We start from the raw sequence: 17,795 nt of genomic DNA, 5'->3' as shown, positions 1-17,795 counted from the left end.
TTAAATATCAGATAATTCATACTGACAAAAAAATAAAAAAATTCTTGAAAAAAGCTGGAAAAACATTTCGAAACCCGATATATTATTTTATACGTGCTTTTCTTTTTAGCTCTCTTTGTAAAATACATACTATATAAAATCCAGTTTGATTTTTGATTTGAAACCTAATAATCTCTGGTCAAAAAGCACGTCGCAACACAGTTTATCGCTTCAGCTATTTATCAAATCGAAAGAAGCTTCGATTCAAAGGGGGTACATGAATGGAGACATTCAAAAAATTGAAGTCGTATTACTGGCCATACAAAAATTTGTTTTTATGGTCCATCTTTTTTATGCTGATTGTAACGGCTATTACAGTCATCTATCCAATGATTTTACAGCTTACGATTGATGAAGCAGTCATGGGAGGCAGGTTTGAGCTAATTCCGATCCTGGCTGCCGGTTTTGTCGGTTTCATGGTGGTAAAAGGGGTTTGCACTTATATTTATCAGTATACTGGTGATCTCTTTGGTATTCATTCGGTTTATAAACTGAGAAATTCACTTTATGAAAAATTGCAGTTTCTATCCTTCAGGTATTATGATAATGCCAAAACTGGTGATTTAATGTCCCGGCTTACAGCAGACGTAGAAGGGTTTCGTTTTTTCCTGAGCTTCGGTTTTTCTGAACTGATCCGATTTGTACTGTTAATTGGTATCAGCTTCTCGGTCATGTTCTATTATTCTATTTCATTAACCTTTGTGACTCTTGCGACTTTGCCCTTTCTTGCAGTAGTTGTTTATAAGTTTGATAAAGCGGTTCATCCTGCATTCCGGGGAATACGAAAATCCTTTGGCAAACTGAATACAAAGGTGCAGGAAAACATCAGCGGAATCAACACGGTAAAATCTCTGTCGAGAGAGAGCTATGAGATTGGAAGATTCAATGATTCCAATCGTGAATATAAAGACAAATACCTATTCACTTCAGATATTTGGGCTAAGTATTTTCCGTTAATGGAGTTCTTGGGCAATATTAGTGTGGTACTGTTGCTTGGCTATGGCGGATACCTTGTGATGAATGGTTCCCTAAAGCCTGGCGAACTTGTAGCATTTTATAGCCTTGTGTGGTACATTATGTGGCCAATCATGAACCTTGGTTTCGTTGTTAATCTATTTTCGCAGTCTAAAGCTTCTGGAGAAAGGTTATTAGAAATCCTTGAAGCTGATACCGAGATCGATGATAAGGATGGAGCAATTGAAACCGAAAAGCTTTCAGGTGATGTGCAATTTAGCAACGTAACGCTTCGATATGGAAATGATGAAAACGAAGCACTAAATGATATTTCCTTTAAAGCGCGTCAAGGGCAGACCATTGGTTTGATAGGATCCACTGGTTCAGGCAAAACCAGCATTACCCAGCTTATGACAAGATTTTATGAGCCTGTAGAGGGGCAGGTTTTGATTGATGGACGGGATATCAACGATTATTCCTTACGTTCGCTTCGAAGTAATATTGGTATTGTACTGCAAGAATCCTTTCTTTTTTCCTCATCTATTAAAGCGAATATTTCTTACGGCAAGCCAGACGCAACGATGGATGAAATTGTTGATGCTGCAAAACGGGCGCAGGCTCACAGCTTCATAATGGAGCTTCCGGAAGGATATGATACCATCCTCGGTGAGAGAGGCATGGGCCTGTCAGGCGGCCAAAAGCAAAGGATTGCCATAGCAAGGGCAATCTGTGTTAACCCAAGCATCTTGATTCTTGATGACGCCACAAGCGCAGTGGATATGGAAACGGAATTTAAAATTCAAAAAGCATTGCTGGAAGTGATGAAGGGAAGAACGACATTTATCATTGCTCACAGGATCTCTTCCTTGAAGCATGCCGATGAAATTCTTGTGCTTGAAAATGGGTCCATTGCTGAACGGGGTACCCATGAACAATTAATAAACGATGGCGGGACGTATCAAAAAATATATGAAATTCAATTTAAAGACCGCCAAAGGGTCACACATACAGGATAAACTCTTCGAATCAGTTATGAAACGTCCGAGTAAACAAGGGGGGAAGGTTTTGAGCAAAAAAAGTAATTCTCATGTTTTAAAAAGGTTTCAATATTCAACCGACCAGGTGATTGATAAGCCTTTTAATTGGAAGCAAATGTCAAGGCTCTTCAGCTATATGCTTCCATATAAAGCATCGCTTGTTCCATTGTCAATTGCGATGGTTCTCATTACAACTGCCGTCAGGCTTGTTATCCCTATACTTATTGGGATATATACACTTGACCGTGCAGTGAAAAACAAAGATGCTAACATGTTATTCTGGCTCGTGGCTATAATTGCTGGCCTTTATTCAGCTGCATACATCGCAAATATATTTAGGATACGCTGGATGAATCAATTAGGGCAGAACGTCATTTACGATTTGCGTAAGCACTTATTCACCCATGTCCAGAATCTGTCGCACCGTTTCTTCGATCAGCGTTCAGCCGGTTCGATTCTGGTAAGAATCATGAATGATATTAACTCATTACAGGAATTGTTCACAAATGGGGTCATCAATCTGCTAATGGATATGGTCCTATTGATTGGAATCTTTTTTATACTGTTTTCGTTAAGTCCTCAATTAACGCTGGCAATCATGGTGATCTTGCCGATCATGTTCTTGATTTCTACGAAATTGAGAAAAAATATCAGGCGATCATGGCAAGATGTCCGTTTGAAACAATCGAAGCTTAATTCACACTTAAATGAAAGCATACAGGGAATCAGGGTTACACAGTCTTTTACTCAGGAAAAAGAGAACATGGCCTTCTTCGATGGAATCAACGATGAAACATTCCAGAGCTGGAAGTCAGCATCCCAGAAAAACGCCATGTTCAGGCCGTTGGTAGAATTGACAAACGCACTGGGGACCGCTGTTTTAATCTGGTACGGTGCACATCTGATCCAAAACGGCACAATCTCAATTGGTGTATTCGTTTCATTTGCCTTTTATCTAGGCATGTTTTGGGAACCCATCTCGAGGCTGGGCCAGGTATACAATCAGTTATTAATGGGGATGGCATCTTCTGAAAGAATCTTTGAATTCCTGGATGAGAAGCCGATTGTATCAGAAGTAGATAACCCTGTAGAATTAAATGACCTCAGAGGCAAAATTACTTTTGAAAAGGCTGTATTCTCATATGACAATAAGAGGATTGCACTAAAAGGAATAAACCTTGAGATAAAGGCAGGCCAGACAGTTGCTCTTGTAGGCCATACAGGATCAGGAAAGACGACGATCGCCAACTTAATCAGCCGCTTTTATGATCCTACTGCAGGCAAGGTGCTGGTTGATGGACATGATTTGAAGAATGTTTCTCTCAGCAGTTTGAGGAAGCACATCAGTATCGTATTACAGGATACATTCATTTTTTCAGGGACAATTTACGATAATATCCGTTTTGGCAGGCCGGAGGCTACTAATGAAGAGGTGAAGGCTGCAGCTAAAGCAGTTGGTGCTTCTGATTTCATTGAGAAGCTTCCTAACGGGTTTCAGACAGAGGTAGAAGAGAGGGGGAATATTCTTTCTGTTGGAGAAAGACAGCTTCTTTCCTTTGCCAGGGCTCTGCTGGCGAATCCAAAAATTCTCATAATGGATGAGGCAACGGCTAGCATTGATACAAAAACTGAGATGAGAATCCAAAATGCACTGAAGACTCTATTAAAAGGACGGACCGCGATTATAATAGCTCACAGGCTGTCGACAATCCGGGAAGCAGATAATATTTTCGTTCTTGAAAATGGGCTTGTCATTGAAAAAGGCAATCATGAGCAGCTTATGGATCATAAAGGAGAATATTACAATCTTGTCCAGGCACAATTTAATATGCTAGATGCAGTTTAAGAAGCCTTCTTTATGAAGGCTTTTTTTTTGAGTGTGCTTAACATTTATTATTGTTTTCCGTTACAATTTACTTTTCAAGGATTTTTTCTATTTTTGTAACATTTCTGTAATAAAACCGTCTCTTTCTTAAACAGCTTTAAAAAAGGGGGCATTTTAGTGTCGAAAAAGAGACTGGCAATCATTCTTTCATTTATTCTCTTGCTTGCAGGCTGCAGCGGTGGGATGTCAGATGAAAGTAAATCTAGCAGTGATATGGGTGCCAAAACGGAATCCATGGATAAATCTGAGAGTAATGATGTTTCATTTTCTGAAGGAGAAGAAGACTCGGCCGCAGAAAATAATACATCTGTTGAAGAAAAAGCGAAAACGAGTGCAGCAGAAGCAGCTGTGGAGCGTATGGTCATCTATAACGCAGAAATGAATTTAAGAGTCAAAAAGTTCGAAAAGGCACGCAATGCCCTAGAACAAAAAGCCAAAAGCTATAAAGGATATATCGTAAATTCCAGTTCTAACCGTTATGATGGAGAACAACAGAGCGGTACAATGACCTTCAGGATTCCACAGGAGCATTTCCAGGCATTCCTGAACGATGCAGAGGGCTTATCTGTACAAGTATATAATCGACAGGTTAGCGGGGAGGATGTAACAGAAGAATTTGTGGACCTTGAATCAAGGCTAAAGTCTAAAAGGGCAGTGGAAGCGAGGCTCCTAGAATTCATGAAGCAAGCGCAGAAAACGGAGGATTTGTTAAAAATCTCTTCTGACCTAGCGAACGTCCAGGAGGAAATAGAACAGATAGCAGGCAGGAAAAAGTTCCTTGAAAATCAGTCAGCCTTATCAACTGTAACAATTTCCTTGGAAGAAAATGAAGTGCCTGTCCCAAAAATCGATAATGAGAACCTGAACACTTGGCAAAAGATTAAAAAGCAATTTGCAGATAACATCAATATTCTTCTGTCAGCAGGTTCCGGAATCATTGTGTTCTTGATTGGCAACCTGCCAATCTTGCTGATTGTAGGCTTTATCGTTTCAGCGATTATATTTTTTGTCAGAAAATATACTAGACGCTCTGAGAATAATAATATTGACTCAAATAGCTAAGTGACAGGCTTTGTTAAAGCTAATGGATAAATTGATTTTGCACTAAGTATATTGGAACACAGAAGCTGGCCTGCGGATAGCAAGCGCCTGGAGCGGAATTCAACAGGCAAGTTTAACAGTGAGAAATGAAAAAAACCGTTGCAATTCGCAACGGTTTTTCTTATTAAACCTCCATAATGATCGGTAAGATCATCGGGCGGCGTTTTGTTTTCTCATAAAGGAATGGTGCTAACGTGTCAGTGATTTCATTTTTGATTTCGGACCACTGAGTTGTTTTTCTTTCCATTACTTTGTTTAAATGCTTACTAATCAAGCTCTGGGCGTCATTGATTAAATCGCCGGATTCTCTCATATAGACAAATCCGCGGGATATCAGGTCAGGTCCTGCAGCAATTTTGAATTCCTTCATGTTAATGCTGACTACAACCACAACAAGTCCTTCTTCAGAAAGGATGCGGCGATCACGCAGAACGATGTTTCCGATATCACCAACTCCGCTGCCGTCAATGTAAACATTTCCAGATGGAATCTTACCTGCAACGCCAGCTTCATTATCGCCTAGTGCTAGTACTTCACCATTATCCATGATAAAGCAATTTTCTTGCGGAACACCACAGTCGTTGGCAAGCTTTGTATGCATTTTCTGCATGCGATACTCACCATGGATTGGCATAAAGTATTTCGGTTTGATCAGGCGAAGCATTAATTTTTGTTCTTCCTGGCCGCCGTGTCCTGAAGTGTGGATGTCATTTAATGATCCATGGATGACATCAGCACCTGCTCGAGAAAGCATATTGATCGTACGATTTACGCTGATTGTATTGCCTGGAATAGGTGACGAAGAAAATACAACGGTGTCGCCAGGCTGGATCTGGATTTGACGGTGAGTGCCGTTAGCAATCCTCGATAGAGCAGCCATAGGTTCTCCCTGACTTCCAGTACAAAGGATTGTAACCTTGTTAGCAGGCAGTCGGTTAATTTGCTGTGCATCAATGAATGTATCCTTAGGCGCAGTAATATAGCCAAGATCTTGTCCAATATTAATTGCTGATTCCATGCTTCTTCCAAAAACAGCTACTTTTCTTCCTGTCGTAACAGCAGCTTCGACAACCTGCTGCAATCTATGGATGTTTGAAGCGAAGGTGGCAAAAATGATCCGGCCATCCACTTTTCTAAAAATATCATGAATGCTTTCTCCAACACGTCGTTCAGACATTGTAAAATGAGGTACTTCAGCATTTGTACTATCAGATAGCAGGCACAGTACACCTTCTTTTCCGATTTCAGCCATTTTCGTTAAGTTAGCTGGCTCGCCGACTGGCGTGAAATCAAATTTGAAATCTCCAGTATGGACAACTTGCCCAGGAGGAGTCTTTACAACAACACCATAGGAATCAGGGATACTATGAGTAGTCCTGAAAAATGTGACAGAAGTTTTGCGGAATTTGATGATATCCTCTTCCTGGATTTCAATCAGCTTTGCTTTTCGCAATAACCCGTGTTCTTCCAGCTTGTTTTTGATTAAGCCAAGAGCAAGCTTACCGCCATATATCGGAATATTGATTTCGCGCAATAAATAAGGTATACCGCCGATATGGTCTTCATGGCCATGGGTAATGAAAAGACCTTTGATTTTATCTTCATTCTTTACTAGGTATGAATAATCAGGAATAACATAATCGATCCCAAGCAATTCATCTTCTGGGAATTTAATGCCCGCATCAATTAGGATAATCTCGTCCTGGAATTGCACACCATAGGTGTTTTTGCCGATTTCGCCTAGTCCTCCCAATGCGAAAACCGCAGTTTGGTCATTTTTTACAAATTTCATAAATTATCCTATCTCCAATACTTCAAAGTCTTCTTTTTGTTTTTCATATTCAAAATAATTACCCTTCACAGCCTCGACATACTCAACGTTATATTGGCGGTCAGCTATTTTTGTACGAACATCTCTTTCAGATTCAGCTTCAACATATATTGTCTTCGTTTTTTCACGTACGGGAACTTGCTTGTTAGATTCCTGGTAGTAAACTTTAAAAATCATGTAAAATCTCTCTCCTTAATTAAATTAACTTTTTCTATTTTATAGGGCTTTTTCGTATGGTTTGCAGCATTTGTACCTTATTAGACTCTCCGTTTAAGACACCGATTAAAATGAGGGGTACGGGTCATGCAAGTGTCATACAACAATCGGTACGAAAAAGCCATTTATAAAAAATTAACAATTTTTACATTGTAATTATACATCAAAATATAAACTTGCTAAATGTAACCCTTTTTTTCAGCTATTAACCAATTTACAATAAGGAAGGAGCCCTTCGCAAGTTTGAAGGGCTCAAAAGTTTATGCGATAGTTTTTTTACGAAGCAAATCTTTCCACTGTTTTAAGAGCTTCTTTCTTAGCTTCTTCAACATAGTGGATCATCTCCTTAATTCTTATTTTAAACTATCCTTGTCCAAAGTAAAGTAAACAAGGGAAAGTTTAGCAAAGATTATTTTTCAAATTCCTACCTTTTTGTTTATATTATATGATGAAATAGAAAAATTTTTCATGGGTAATGATGGAATGACATAAATTGTCATTGATTTGCCATAGTTTAGATTTTCTTTTTTATGTACAATGCACTTAGAAATTTGCTAGACTGCTTTAAACTACATAAAAAGTGTATGATATTTGCAGAATACCTCAAGAATGATGCAGCAAAGGAGAATAACATGAGTAAAATCGTATTTTTTGACATTGATGGGACATTGCTGGACCATGATAAAAATTTGCCAGCTTCCACTAAGGAAGCGATAACCCTTCTTAAGGAAAACGGTGTATTTGTGGCCATCGCTACAGGGAGGGCGCCATTTATGTTCGAGAATTTGAGAAAAGAACTTGATATCGATTCATTTGTCAGCTTCAATGGACAGTACGTTGTTTTTGAAAACGAACCAATTTATAAAAATCCATTAAATTCTCTAAAGATAGAGGAGCTCTTTGTTAAAGCGAAGGAAAAAGGGCATCCTGTCGTTTTCATGAATCACATGACGATGAAATCTTCAGTGAAACACCATGCATATATTGAAGAGAGTCTTGGGGGCTTGAAGTTTGCCCATCCTGATCATGATGATGCCTTTTATGTGGACAGGGATTTATATCAAACACTGCTATTTTGTGAAGAAGGGGATGAGGAGTTTTACAGGAATACCTATCCTGATTTCACTTTGATCCGATGGCATCCATATTCTGTTGATATTTTGCCAGCTGGAGGGTCAAAAGCAGAAGGGATTAAAAAGATGATTGAAAGGCTGGGTTTCATTCCTGAGGATGTCTATGCTTTTGGCGATGGCTTGAATGATTTTGAAATGCTGAAAGCAGCTGGTACTGGTGTTGCCATGGGGAATGCTGTGCCAGAGCTGAAGGAACATGCCAACCTTGTTACACGTGATGTTGATGATGACGGTATCTGGCATGGATTGAAAGAATTGAAGTTGATTTAAGACTCGGTTAATGGTGATTATTGAATAAGAAAATCGTTCCATTCTTAGGTTAATGTGTGGTGGTGACTCAATTATACCAACAGGAACGATTTTCTTCTTTTTTTGTGCAAATACATACAAAAAACCTCAGTTGATTGAAACGGAAATCAATTGCCACTTTCACGTCCTGTTTACAAAAAAAGGGGTGCCCCTAAAAGTTAGACTTTTGGGACAGCCTCTTTATCTTTCAATTGGAGAAGCATTTGGTATTTCTTCGTAAGGATCTTGTTTATTGATATGATCATAAAACATGATTCCATTAAGATGATCAATTTCATGCTGGAAAACGATCGCAGGCAGTCCTTTTAGTCTTAGTTTAACTTCCGTTCCATCAAGGTCAGTTCCTTTAACGGTAACCCTTGCATATCTAGGAACATAACCAGGAATTGACTCGTCAACAGAGAGGCAGCCTTCGCCTGCAGCGAGATAAGAACGTTCAACTGAATGGCTGATAATTTTAGGATTAAACAGAGCATAGCTGAACAGGTTTTCTTTTTCATCATTAACATGGACAGCTATCATCCGTCTTGAGACATTTATTTGCGGTGCGGCAAGTCCAATGCCGGGTCGAAGTCCATGTTTTTGAGCGATTTCCGGGTCTTGGCTGTTTTTGACGTATTGAATCATGCTTTCTAAAATTGTCTTGTCTTCCTGGGAAGCAGGCAATTTGACTTCTTCCGCAACTTTGCGGAGGACAGGATGTCCATCGCGTACGATATCATCCATCGTCAACATAAACTTCACCTCTTGTTTCTATAGTATGTAATATTTTTAAGTCTAACAAAAGAATATTAAAAAGTTAACTAGAAAAATTGTTTGCTTTAGATATTCAAAAAGAGAAGATGCTATTATACATCTTCTCTGATTGATTAGAATATCCTGCAAGAGCATCCTACGATGATGAGGAGTATGAATAAAACGACAATTAAAGCGAATCCTCTTCCATAACCAACACCCGGATAACCACATCCATAACCATAACCGTACATAAAGGAAACCCTCCTCTTATATGTTTTTCGTCCATCTAATCTGATGGGTCGATTGCTATAGCCTATGCGGTAAAAGAAATTTGGTATAGGCTTGCGCCTAAGGCATAAACTTCAAAATAAATGAATATAGTTTATTGAAGGGACAAGCTTAAATGAATATTTTGAAAGCAGTTTCCTGACTTCCTTATTAATTGTCAAAACACGCAGCAATCGCTATAGTAAAATTGGTATCTGTGAGGAGGTTTTTATTTTGTCCATTTTAAAAAGCTTAGGTTTGTCCATCGTTTTGATGGCTGGAGTTTTAAGTCTTGCCGGATGTATGGATCGGCAAACTCCAGAGGAAAAAATGTTTGAAGAGCTGGAGAAAGTGGTGACTACTGAAAAGGTTTTTGAAGATCAGCAGGACCCTCTAGTGGAATTAGAAAAGCAGGAAAAGGAAATTTACGAACAAATCATATCACTTGGAATGAAAGAATACGACCAGATTGTTAAGCTTGCGGATGAAGCGCTGAAAATAGCTGACAAGAGAGAAGAACATATCGAGAAGGAAAAAGAAAGCATAAAAAAGTCAGAACAGGAATTTGAGAATGTATCTAAAATAGCTGAAGAAATAGAGGAGCCTTCACTAAAGAAACAGGCTGCGAAATTACAGGCAACGATGAAAGAAAGATACAAAATCCATGATGAATTATATAAAAATTATAAACAAGGCCTACAATACGATAAAGAGCTTTACCAGATGCTGAAGGAGAAGGATTTGAGCTTCGAAAAGCTAGAAGAACAAATCAATAAAGTGAACAAGGTATATGAATCAGTATTGAAGAACAACCAGGAATTCAATGATAAAACGGATCATTACAATAAAGAAAAAATGGCCTTTTATAAAAAGGCAGGAATAGAAGTCAACACCGAAACCAAAAAATAAATTAAATCTCTAAAAAGCCAGCATGCAGCATGCCGGCTTTTTTTCTTATCTACCTGTCTGTGATACAGTTTGAATTAAAAGTAATTTATTATAGTACAGTAATGAATATCTATTAATACAGTTACTAAATATAGATAACAACATATAGATGGTGTATAAAATTAAAAAAGATAAAACTAAGTATTTGACGGAGTTATTTTCGTGATGTAAACTAAAAAACGAATGAGTTAATTGTATTACTTTATTTTTGTTTTTCATTGATACAGTCTATATGAAGATAGAAATGGGCAAATAATAGTTTTTTTATAGCAAATCTGTGGAAAACTTAATAATGGTGTGTTCACAAACAATTGCTCGACTGCGAATCATTAGATTACCATCCTGCATTGAATGTGCTTCTGCCTAACGAATAAAGTAAGTACAATTTTGCGCTCAGATGTATTTAGAACCCCGGGGAAGTTTATCCTGATTTTGGGTAACCTATTTCTGTATATTCAATTAAAAATCCATGAAGTTAGAAAGGAAGAGGTGGCTCTGATGGCATCTAAAACAAAAAACAACACTTTTGATGCAATGAAGCAGCTCGAGAATGTTGCAAGCCAATTTGAGATGTTCCAAATTTTAAACGAAGAGGGCGAAGTCGTAAATGAAGCGGCAATGCCTGAGCTTTCAAATGAGCAATTACAAGAATTGATGAAGCGCATGGTTTACACTAGAATCCTTGATCAGCGTTCCATTTCACTAAACCGTCAAGGACGCCTTGGTTTCTACGCTCCTACAGCAGGACAGGAAGCTTCCCAGCTTGCATCTCAATTCGCGCTGGAAAAAGAAGATTTCATCCTTCCGGGATATCGTGATGTTCCTCAAATGATCTGGCACGGACTTCCGCTAGCACAGGCATTCTTATTCTCACGCGGTCATTTCAAAGGTAATCAAATACCTGAAGGTGTAAATGTTATTTCACCACAGATCATCATCGGTGCACAATACATCCAGGCAGCTGGTGTAGCTCTTGGAATGAAGAAGCGCGGTGCCAAGTCTGTTGCTGTTACTTACACTGGAGACGGCGGTGCGTCACAAGGTGATTTCTATGAAGGAATCAACTTTGCAGGTGCATTCAAGGCGCCAGCAATTTTCTTTGTGCAAAATAACCGTTTTGCGATTTCAACACCTGTTGAAAAGCAGTCTGCTGCGAAAACAATTGCTCAAAAAGCTGTTGCAGCAGGTATCCCAGGAATCCAGGTTGATGGAATGGACCCGCTTGCAGTATACGCTGCAACACTTGATGCCCGTAAGCGCGCAATCAATGGCGAAGGACCTACATTGATCGAGACAATGACATACCGTTATGGCCCGCATACAATGGCAGGCGATGACCCAACTCGTTACCGTACGGCTGACCTTGACAATGAGTGGGAAAAGAAAGATCCATTAGTACGTTTCCGTAAGTTCCTTGAAAAGAAAAATCTTTGGACTGAGGAAATGGAAAACGAAACAATCGAAAAAGCTAAGGAAGATATTAAAGAAGCTATTAAAGAAGCTGATAATACTCCTAAGCAAAAGGTTACTGACCTGATTTCAATCATGTATGAAGAAATGCCAAATCACTTACAAGAACAATATGAAATATATAAAGAGAAGGAGTCGAAGTAAGCTATGGCTCAAATGACAATGATTCAAGCAATTACAGATGCGCTGCGCACTGAATTGCGCAACGATCCTAATGTACTTGTTTTTGGGGAAGATGTAGGAGTAAACGGGGGTGTATTCCGTGCTACTGAAGGCCTTCAAACTGAATTTGGAGAAGATCGTGTATTCGATACCCCGCTTGCAGAATCTGGAATCGGCGGTCTTGCGATCGGTCTTGCACTACAAGGCTACCGCCCAGTACCTGAAATCCAATTCTTTGGGTTCATCTTCGAAGTAATGGACTCTGTTGCAGGTCAAATGGCTCGTATGCGTTACCGTTCAGGCGGACGCTACAGTTCACCTGTAACAATCCGCTCACCATTTGGCGGAGGCGTACATACGCCAGAAATGCACGCTGACAGCCTTGAAGGTATGGTGGCGCAGCAACCAGGTCTGAAAATTGTCATTCCATCAACTCCATATGATGCAAAAGGTTTGTTGATTTCTTCAATCCGCGACAATGACCCGGTTATTTTCCTTGAGCATATGAAGTTGTACCGTTCTTTCCGTCAGGAAGTACCTGAAGAAGAGTACACAATTCCATTAGGAAAAGCAGAAGTGAAACGTGAAGGTAAGGATCTATCAATCATCACTTATGGGGCAATGGTTCATGAATCATTAAAGGCTGCAGAAGAGCTTGAGAAGGAAGGCCATTCTGTTGAGGTCATCGATTTAAGAACGGTTATGCCTATTGACATTGAAACAATCGTTGCATCTGTTGAGAAAACTGGAAGAGCAATTGTTGTTCAGGAAGCACAAAAACAGTCTGGTATTGCTGCTCATGTTGTTGCTGAAATCAATGACCGTGCAATTCTCAGCCTTGAAGCTCCTGTATTGCGTGTTACAGCGCCTGATACAGTATTCGCATTCTCTCAAGCAGAGACTGTATGGCTCCCTAATTATAAAGATGTTATTGAAACAGCGAAGAAAGTTCTTACATTCTAATTAAACTGACATTCAGTAAAAATAGGTTCGACAAACATAGGAGGGTGAATTCCATTGGCATTCCAATTTAAACTGCCAGATATCGGCGAAGGCATTCACGAAGGTGAAATTGTCAAGTGGTTCGTAAAGCCAGGCGACAAAGTCCAGGAAGATGATGTACTTTGTGAAGTACAGAATGACAAAGCAGTAGTTGAAATTCCTTCACCAGTCGCTGGTACAGTTGAAGAAGTTCTAGTTGAAGAAGGTACTGTTGCAACTGTTGGACAGGTTCTAGTAACTTTTGATGCACCAGGATATGAAGATCTAAAGTTCAAGGGTGACGAAGAAGAAAAACCTGCAGAACAACCTAAACAAGAAAAAACTGAAGCTCAGGTTCAATCTACTATGGAAGCTGGCCAGGATATCAAGAAAGAAGCTGTAGAAGCTCCTGCTCCTGTTGCTGAAACTGGTGCTGGCGCTGCTGCTGCTCCACAAGCAGAAGTAGATCCTAACCGCCGAATCGTGGCTATGCCTTCAGTTCGTAAATACGCTCGTGAAAAAGGTGTAGATATCCGCCAAGTAGCTGGTTCAGGCAAAAATGGCCGCATTGGCAAAGAAGATATTGACAGCTTCTTGAGCGGCGGTGCTTCTGCAGCGGCTGTTCCACAGTCAGAACAAACTCAGCAAGCTGCACCTGCAGAAGAAGCACCAAAGGCAGCAGCTGCTAAGGCTATTCCACAAGGTGAGTACCCTGAAACTCGTGAAAAGATGAGTGGAATCAGAAAAGCGATTGCTAAGGCAATGGTTAACTCTAAGCATACAGCTCCACACGTTACACTAATGGACGAAATAGATGTAACGAAACTTGTTGCACACCGCAAGAATTTCAAAGAAGTTGCTGCTGCAAAAGGAATCAAGCTTACGTTCCTTCCTTACGTGGTAAAAGCATTAACAAGTGCATTGCGTGAATATCCAGCATTGAACACGTCTTTGGATGATGCTACAAGCGAAATCGTTCATAAGCATTATTACAATATCGGTATTGCTGCTGACACAGAAAAAGGCTTGCTTGTTCCTGTTGTTAAAGATGCTGACCGTAAGTCTATATTCTCAATTTCAAATGAGATTAATGAACTTGCAGGAAAAGCACGCGATGGAAAGCTTGCACCAGATGAAATGAAAGGTGCTTCATGCACAATCACAAATATCGGATCTGCTGGCGGACAATGGTTCACTCCGGTTATCAACCATCCGGAAGTTGCAATCCTTGGAATTGGCCGTATTGCAGAAAAACCAGTAGTCAAGGATGGCGAAATTGTTGCTGCTCCTGTACTTGCGCTTTCATTAAGCTTCGATCACCGTATGATCGATGGCGCAACTGCGCAGCACGCGTTGAATCACATTAAACGCCTATTAAACGATCCAGAACTATTGTTAATGGAGGGTTAATAAATGGTAGTAGGAGATTTTCCAATCGAAACTGATACTCTTGTCGTCGGTGCAGGTCCTGGCGGATATGTGGCAGCCATTCGTGCTGCCCAACTGGGCCAAAAAGTAACAATCGTAGAAAAGGCCACCCTTGGCGGTGTATGTCTTAATGTTGGATGTATTCCTTCAAAGGCTCTTATTTCTGCAGGTCATAGATTTGAAAATGCTAAGCACTCTGAAGATATGGGAATAAAAGCTGAAAATGTAACGCTTGATTTCTCAAAAGTCCAGGAGTTTAAAGCAGGTGTAGTAAAGAAGTTGACTGGTGGCGTTGAAGGTTTGTTGAAGGGCAACAAAATTGACATCGTAAGAGGCGAAGCGTATTTCGTGGATGCCAACACGATCCGTGTCATGGATGAAAATTCAGCTCAGACCTATACTTTCAAAAATGCTATCATCGCAACTGGATCTCGTCCAATTGAGATTCCTGCATTCAAATATACTAAGCGTGTACTTGATTCTACAGGCGCATTGAACCTTCAGGAGCTGCCTAAGAGCATTGTAGTAATCGGCGGCGGATACATTGGAACAGAGCTTGGCGGAGCTTATGCTAGCTTTGGAACTAAGGTTACAATTCTTGAAGGCGGAGATGAAATTCTTAACGGCTTCGAGAAGCAGATGTCTGCTCTTGTAAAACGCAACCTTAAGAAAAAGGGTGCTGAGATCATCACTAAGGCACTTGCTAAAGGCGTAGAGGAAACTGAAACTGGTGTTACAGTAACGTACGAAGCTAAAGGCGAAGAGCAAAAAGTTGAAGCTGATTACGTATTTGTCATGGTAGGAAGAAAGCCAAACACAGATGAACTTGGATTAGAGCAAGTTGGCATTGAAATGACAGACCGTGGTGTCATTAAAATCGACAAGCAATGTCGCACAAATGTAAACAACATTTACGCAATCGGCGACGTTGTCGAAGGTCCGCCACTTGCACACAAAGCATCTTATGAAGGTAAAATTGCAGCTGAAGCAATCGCTGGCCATCCTTCTGAAATTGACTACTTAGCTATTCCAGCTGTAGTATTCTCAGATCCAGAATTAGCTTCTGTTGGATACTCTGAAAAGCAGGCAAAAGATGAAGGTCTTGATATCAATGCTTCTAAGTTTCCGTTTGCAGCTAACGGCCGTGCACTTTCCCTTAATCAAACAGATGGCTTCTTAAAGCTTATAACTCGTAAAGAAGACGGAATTGTTATCGGTGCTCAAATCGCTGGTCCTAATGCATCAGACATGATTGCAGAGCTTGGCTTAGCGATTGAAGCAGGAATGACTGCAGAGGATCTTGCAATGACGATCCACGCTCATCCGACTCTTGGAGAAATTACAATGGAAGCTGCTGAAGTAGCACTTGGAAATCCAATTCATATTATAAAATAAAATAAAAAAATCCTTTCCAGCCGGAAAGGATTTTTTTTATCTATATTCACTTTCGAGCACAGCTGAAAGCGGTTCGATGATTTGGTCCTTAGTAACAATACCATTAACATTAGCGATCACATCGTCTCCATGGACAACAATAATTGCTGGGAATTGCTCTACCTCGAAATGATCATAGTATTTATTTGCATTGGAAGCTGGTATGACCATCATATCATCAAATTCACTAGGATATTGCTTCTTTAATTCAATAATTGCATCATAATATGAGGCTTCATGCTTATAGTCCTCTTCATCTGAAAAAAAGACTACTTGCTTTATACCTTCACTCAGCATTAAATCATCTGCATCATTTACGGGGTTACAAGAAGCCGTTAGGAAAAGGAACGAAGCGACAAAAACAAAAGATAAGCCTTTCATTTCTCTTTGCCTCACTTTTTTTCGGATTCGTGAAAACACACGGTTAATATTTGTCCATATTTTATCACAGCAATTTCCAAAAAAATGAGATGTTATTGAAATGTTACATAAATGAAAAATATCCCTGGGACTCGGACATATAATATAAAACAACCCATATGTTTAGTTTCCATAAGCTGGGGAAGAGATTATTTAGGTAATGGTGGTGGAGGGTGTGAAGGTGTATACAGTGGTCTTGCTGCAATTGATCATTTGGAGTGGGTATACATTTATTGAATGGCTGTCAAAACATGATCATCCCATTTATAATGTTATTATGTTCTTAGTGTTTTTCTATTTAGCAATAATAATAGGCAACTACATAATGAAATCGGCAAAGAAGACGTTTATCATTACCCTGACCAGCCTGGCCATCTATGCTTCGTTTCATTTTACTATGTCTATTATTGTGTGAATTTACACTAGGGTATTGTCAGCAGGAGGGATAAGGTTTGAAGAAAAAAATTTTATTGTTTGCAGCCGTTTTTCTATTAGGAGGTTGTGGAGCAAATGAAGCTCGGCAGGATGATGATCAAAATAACGAGGCCGTAGTTCCGGAGAAACAAGAAAAGAAAGAAGAAATCAATAATCAGGAAACCAAAGAAGTGGAGAAGCCTGATGAGCAGCCTGCGGAGGAAAGCGCAAATCCCGAACCGGCACAGTCAATTCCAGAGTATAAAATGAGAGACGACTTCTCAATCCAGAATATCAGCAATCCCAAGGAGAAAATAGTCCTGTTGACAATTGACGATGCTCCAGATAAAAATGCTTTAGCAATGGCAAAAGTATTGAAGAATTTGAATGTAAAAGCGATCTTTTTTGTCAATGGCCATTTTATTGATACACCTGAAGAAGGTGAAGTCCTTAAACAGATTCATCAAATGGGCTTCCCTATTGGAAATCATACTTACAATCATAAATCTTTGAAGGATTTGACTGAGGAACAGCAAAGAGTTGAAATAGTCGGCTTAAATGACAGGATAGAAGAATTGATTGGAGAGCGTCCACGCTTTTTCAGAGCACCGTTCGGGATGAATACTGAATACAGCAAGAAGGTTGCTGCTGAAGAAAAGATGCTGCTGATGAACTGGACTTACGGCTATGATTGGGAAAAAGCATACCAATCGAAGGAAGCTCTAGCTGATATTATGGTCAATACTCCACTCCTGCGGAATGGAGCAAACCTGCTGATGCATGACAGAGAATGGACAAGCGCAGCCCTGAGTGACATAGTGAAGGGACTGCAGAATAAAGGATATAAAATAGTAGATCCATACCTTATAGAGACCCCTGCAAATAAAGAAGCGGCTGCTCAATAGCAGCCGTTTCTTTATTGTCTAAGTAGAAGTTCCTTCAATTAAAGGTGTTTTTGCTTTTTTTAAAGGATAAGAAAGTATAAAATTCACTTCGAGAATTGCCCAGCTCCAGCGCCTAGCCCCTCG

General features: G+C 39.8%; 16 protein-coding genes. 11 read left to right on the top strand and 5 right to left on the bottom strand.

Annotation, left to right across the window (positions count from 1 at the left end; genetic code table 11):
* The first annotated feature begins 260 nt into the window (after nt 1-260).
* From V7654_RS01400 to V7654_RS01390, 3 genes are all read left to right on the top strand, one after another.
* Nucleotides 261-2,009, top strand: coding sequence for an ABC transporter ATP-binding protein (locus V7654_RS01400; protein WP_335427897.1), 1,749 nt, complete (start codon nt 261-263; stop codon nt 2,007-2,009).
* 16 nt (nt 2,010-2,025) lie between these two features.
* On the top strand, nt 2,026-3,876 hold the full coding sequence (locus V7654_RS01395) for an ABC transporter ATP-binding protein (protein WP_438825235.1): 1,851 nt from the start codon (nt 2,026-2,028) through the stop codon (nt 3,874-3,876).
* A 156-nt stretch (nt 3,877-4,032) separates the two neighbouring features.
* Nucleotides 4,033-4,977, top strand: coding sequence for a DUF4349 domain-containing protein (locus tag V7654_RS01390; RefSeq protein ID WP_335427894.1), 945 nt, complete (start codon nt 4,033-4,035; stop codon nt 4,975-4,977).
* A gap of 163 nt (nt 4,978-5,140) precedes the next feature.
* On the opposite strand, the gene rnjA is transcribed toward V7654_RS01390, so the two are convergent.
* Both rnjA and V7654_RS01380 read right to left on the bottom strand, forming a co-directional pair.
* Nucleotides 5,141-6,808: a ribonuclease J1 gene (rnjA, locus tag V7654_RS01385; protein WP_335427893.1), complete on the bottom strand. Its 1,668-nt coding sequence runs from the start codon at nt 6,806-6,808 to the stop codon at nt 5,141-5,143.
* A 3-nt stretch (nt 6,809-6,811) separates the two neighbouring features.
* Complete coding sequence (locus V7654_RS01380) at nt 6,812-7,024, bottom strand: DNA-dependent RNA polymerase subunit epsilon (protein WP_335427891.1); 213 nt, start codon at nt 7,022-7,024, stop codon at nt 6,812-6,814.
* 671 nt (nt 7,025-7,695) lie between these two features.
* Here V7654_RS01380 and V7654_RS01375 point away from each other — a divergent pair.
* Nucleotides 7,696-8,466, top strand: coding sequence for a Cof-type HAD-IIB family hydrolase (locus V7654_RS01375; RefSeq protein WP_335427889.1), 771 nt, complete (start codon nt 7,696-7,698; stop codon nt 8,464-8,466).
* A 219-nt stretch (nt 8,467-8,685) separates the two neighbouring features.
* On the opposite strand, the gene def is transcribed toward V7654_RS01375, so the two are convergent.
* Nucleotides 8,686-9,240: a peptide deformylase gene (gene def, locus V7654_RS01370; protein ID WP_335427888.1), complete on the bottom strand. Its 555-nt coding sequence runs from the start codon at nt 9,238-9,240 to the stop codon at nt 8,686-8,688.
* Nucleotides 9,241-9,374: 134 nt separating this feature from the next.
* Nucleotides 9,375-9,494 (bottom strand): YjcZ family sporulation protein, encoded by a 120-nt coding sequence (locus tag V7654_RS01365; protein ID WP_335427887.1) that lies wholly within the window; start codon nt 9,492-9,494, stop codon nt 9,375-9,377.
* Nucleotides 9,495-9,744: 250 nt separating this feature from the next.
* Here V7654_RS01365 and V7654_RS01360 point away from each other — a divergent pair, with 250 nt between their 5' ends.
* The 5 genes from V7654_RS01360 to lpdA all read left to right on the top strand — a co-directional run bounded on the left by V7654_RS01360 (nt 9,745) and on the right by lpdA (nt 15,894).
* Nucleotides 9,745-10,419, top strand: a complete 675-nt coding sequence (locus V7654_RS01360; RefSeq protein ID WP_335427885.1) for a YkyA family protein — start codon at nt 9,745-9,747, stop codon at nt 10,417-10,419.
* Between the two features lie 537 nt (nt 10,420-10,956).
* On the top strand, nt 10,957-12,072 hold the full coding sequence (gene pdhA / locus V7654_RS01355) for a pyruvate dehydrogenase (acetyl-transferring) E1 component subunit alpha (protein ID WP_335427884.1): 1,116 nt from the start codon (nt 10,957-10,959) through the stop codon (nt 12,070-12,072).
* Between the two features lie 3 nt (nt 12,073-12,075).
* Complete coding sequence (locus V7654_RS01350) at nt 12,076-13,053, top strand: alpha-ketoacid dehydrogenase subunit beta (RefSeq protein WP_335427882.1); 978 nt, start codon at nt 12,076-12,078, stop codon at nt 13,051-13,053.
* A gap of 54 nt (nt 13,054-13,107) precedes the next feature.
* Nucleotides 13,108-14,481 (top strand): dihydrolipoamide acetyltransferase family protein, encoded by a 1,374-nt coding sequence (locus V7654_RS01345; protein WP_335427880.1) that lies wholly within the window; start codon nt 13,108-13,110, stop codon nt 14,479-14,481.
* A gap of 3 nt (nt 14,482-14,484) precedes the next feature.
* Nucleotides 14,485-15,894, top strand: coding sequence for a dihydrolipoyl dehydrogenase (gene lpdA / locus V7654_RS01340; RefSeq protein ID WP_335427878.1), 1,410 nt, complete (start codon nt 14,485-14,487; stop codon nt 15,892-15,894).
* Between the two features lie 36 nt (nt 15,895-15,930).
* Here the strand turns inward: lpdA and V7654_RS01335 are convergent, their stop codons facing one another.
* Nucleotides 15,931-16,314, bottom strand: a complete 384-nt coding sequence (locus tag V7654_RS01335; RefSeq protein WP_335427876.1) for a small peptidoglycan-associated lipoprotein — start codon at nt 16,312-16,314, stop codon at nt 15,931-15,933.
* 214 nt (nt 16,315-16,528) lie between these two features.
* Between V7654_RS01335 and V7654_RS01330 the strand changes: the two genes are divergently transcribed.
* Both V7654_RS01330 and V7654_RS01325 read left to right on the top strand, forming a co-directional pair.
* Nucleotides 16,529-16,768: a hypothetical protein gene (locus tag V7654_RS01330; RefSeq protein ID WP_335427875.1), complete on the top strand. Its 240-nt coding sequence runs from the start codon at nt 16,529-16,531 to the stop codon at nt 16,766-16,768.
* Nucleotides 16,769-16,805: 37 nt separating this feature from the next.
* Nucleotides 16,806-17,672 (top strand): polysaccharide deacetylase family protein, encoded by an 867-nt coding sequence (locus V7654_RS01325; protein WP_335427874.1) that lies wholly within the window; start codon nt 16,806-16,808, stop codon nt 17,670-17,672.
* Nucleotides 17,673-17,795 lie beyond the last annotated feature (123 nt).

The sequence above is a fragment of the Bacillus sp. JJ1609 genome, from assembly GCF_036967045.1.
Taxonomy (GTDB): domain Bacteria; phylum Bacillota; class Bacilli; order Bacillales; family Cytobacillaceae; genus Mesobacillus.
The sequence above is the reverse complement of the archived record's forward strand: the minus strand, read 5'-3'. Positions and strand labels throughout refer to the sequence as shown.

Bases quoted from the DNA above. Each gene is read 5' to 3' on its own strand.
- rnjA (WP_335427893.1), bottom strand. From the start codon at position 6,808: ATGAAATTTGTAAAAAATGACCAAACTGCGGTTTTCGCATTGGGAGGA.
- V7654_RS01365 (WP_335427887.1), bottom strand. From the start codon at position 9,494: ATGTACGGTTATGGTTATGGATGTGGTTATCCGGGTGTTGGTTATGGA.
- V7654_RS01400 (WP_335427897.1), top strand. From the start codon at position 261: ATGGAGACATTCAAAAAATTGAAGTCGTATTACTGGCCATACAAAAAT.
- V7654_RS01380 (WP_335427891.1), bottom strand. From the start codon at position 7,024: ATGATTTTTAAAGTTTACTACCAGGAATCTAACAAGCAAGTTCCCGTA.
- V7654_RS01350 (WP_335427882.1), top strand. From the start codon at position 12,076: ATGGCTCAAATGACAATGATTCAAGCAATTACAGATGCGCTGCGCACT.
- V7654_RS01375 (WP_335427889.1), top strand. From the start codon at position 7,696: ATGAGTAAAATCGTATTTTTTGACATTGATGGGACATTGCTGGACCAT.
- def (WP_335427888.1), bottom strand. From the start codon at position 9,240: ATGTTGACGATGGATGATATCGTACGCGATGGACATCCTGTCCTCCGC.
- V7654_RS01335 (WP_335427876.1), bottom strand. From the start codon at position 16,314: ATGAAAGGCTTATCTTTTGTTTTTGTCGCTTCGTTCCTTTTCCTAACG.
- V7654_RS01395 (WP_438825235.1), top strand. From the start codon at position 2,026: ATGAAACGTCCGAGTAAACAAGGGGGGAAGGTTTTGAGCAAAAAAAGT.
- lpdA (WP_335427878.1), top strand. From the start codon at position 14,485: ATGGTAGTAGGAGATTTTCCAATCGAAACTGATACTCTTGTCGTCGGT.
- pdhA (WP_335427884.1), top strand. From the start codon at position 10,957: ATGGCATCTAAAACAAAAAACAACACTTTTGATGCAATGAAGCAGCTC.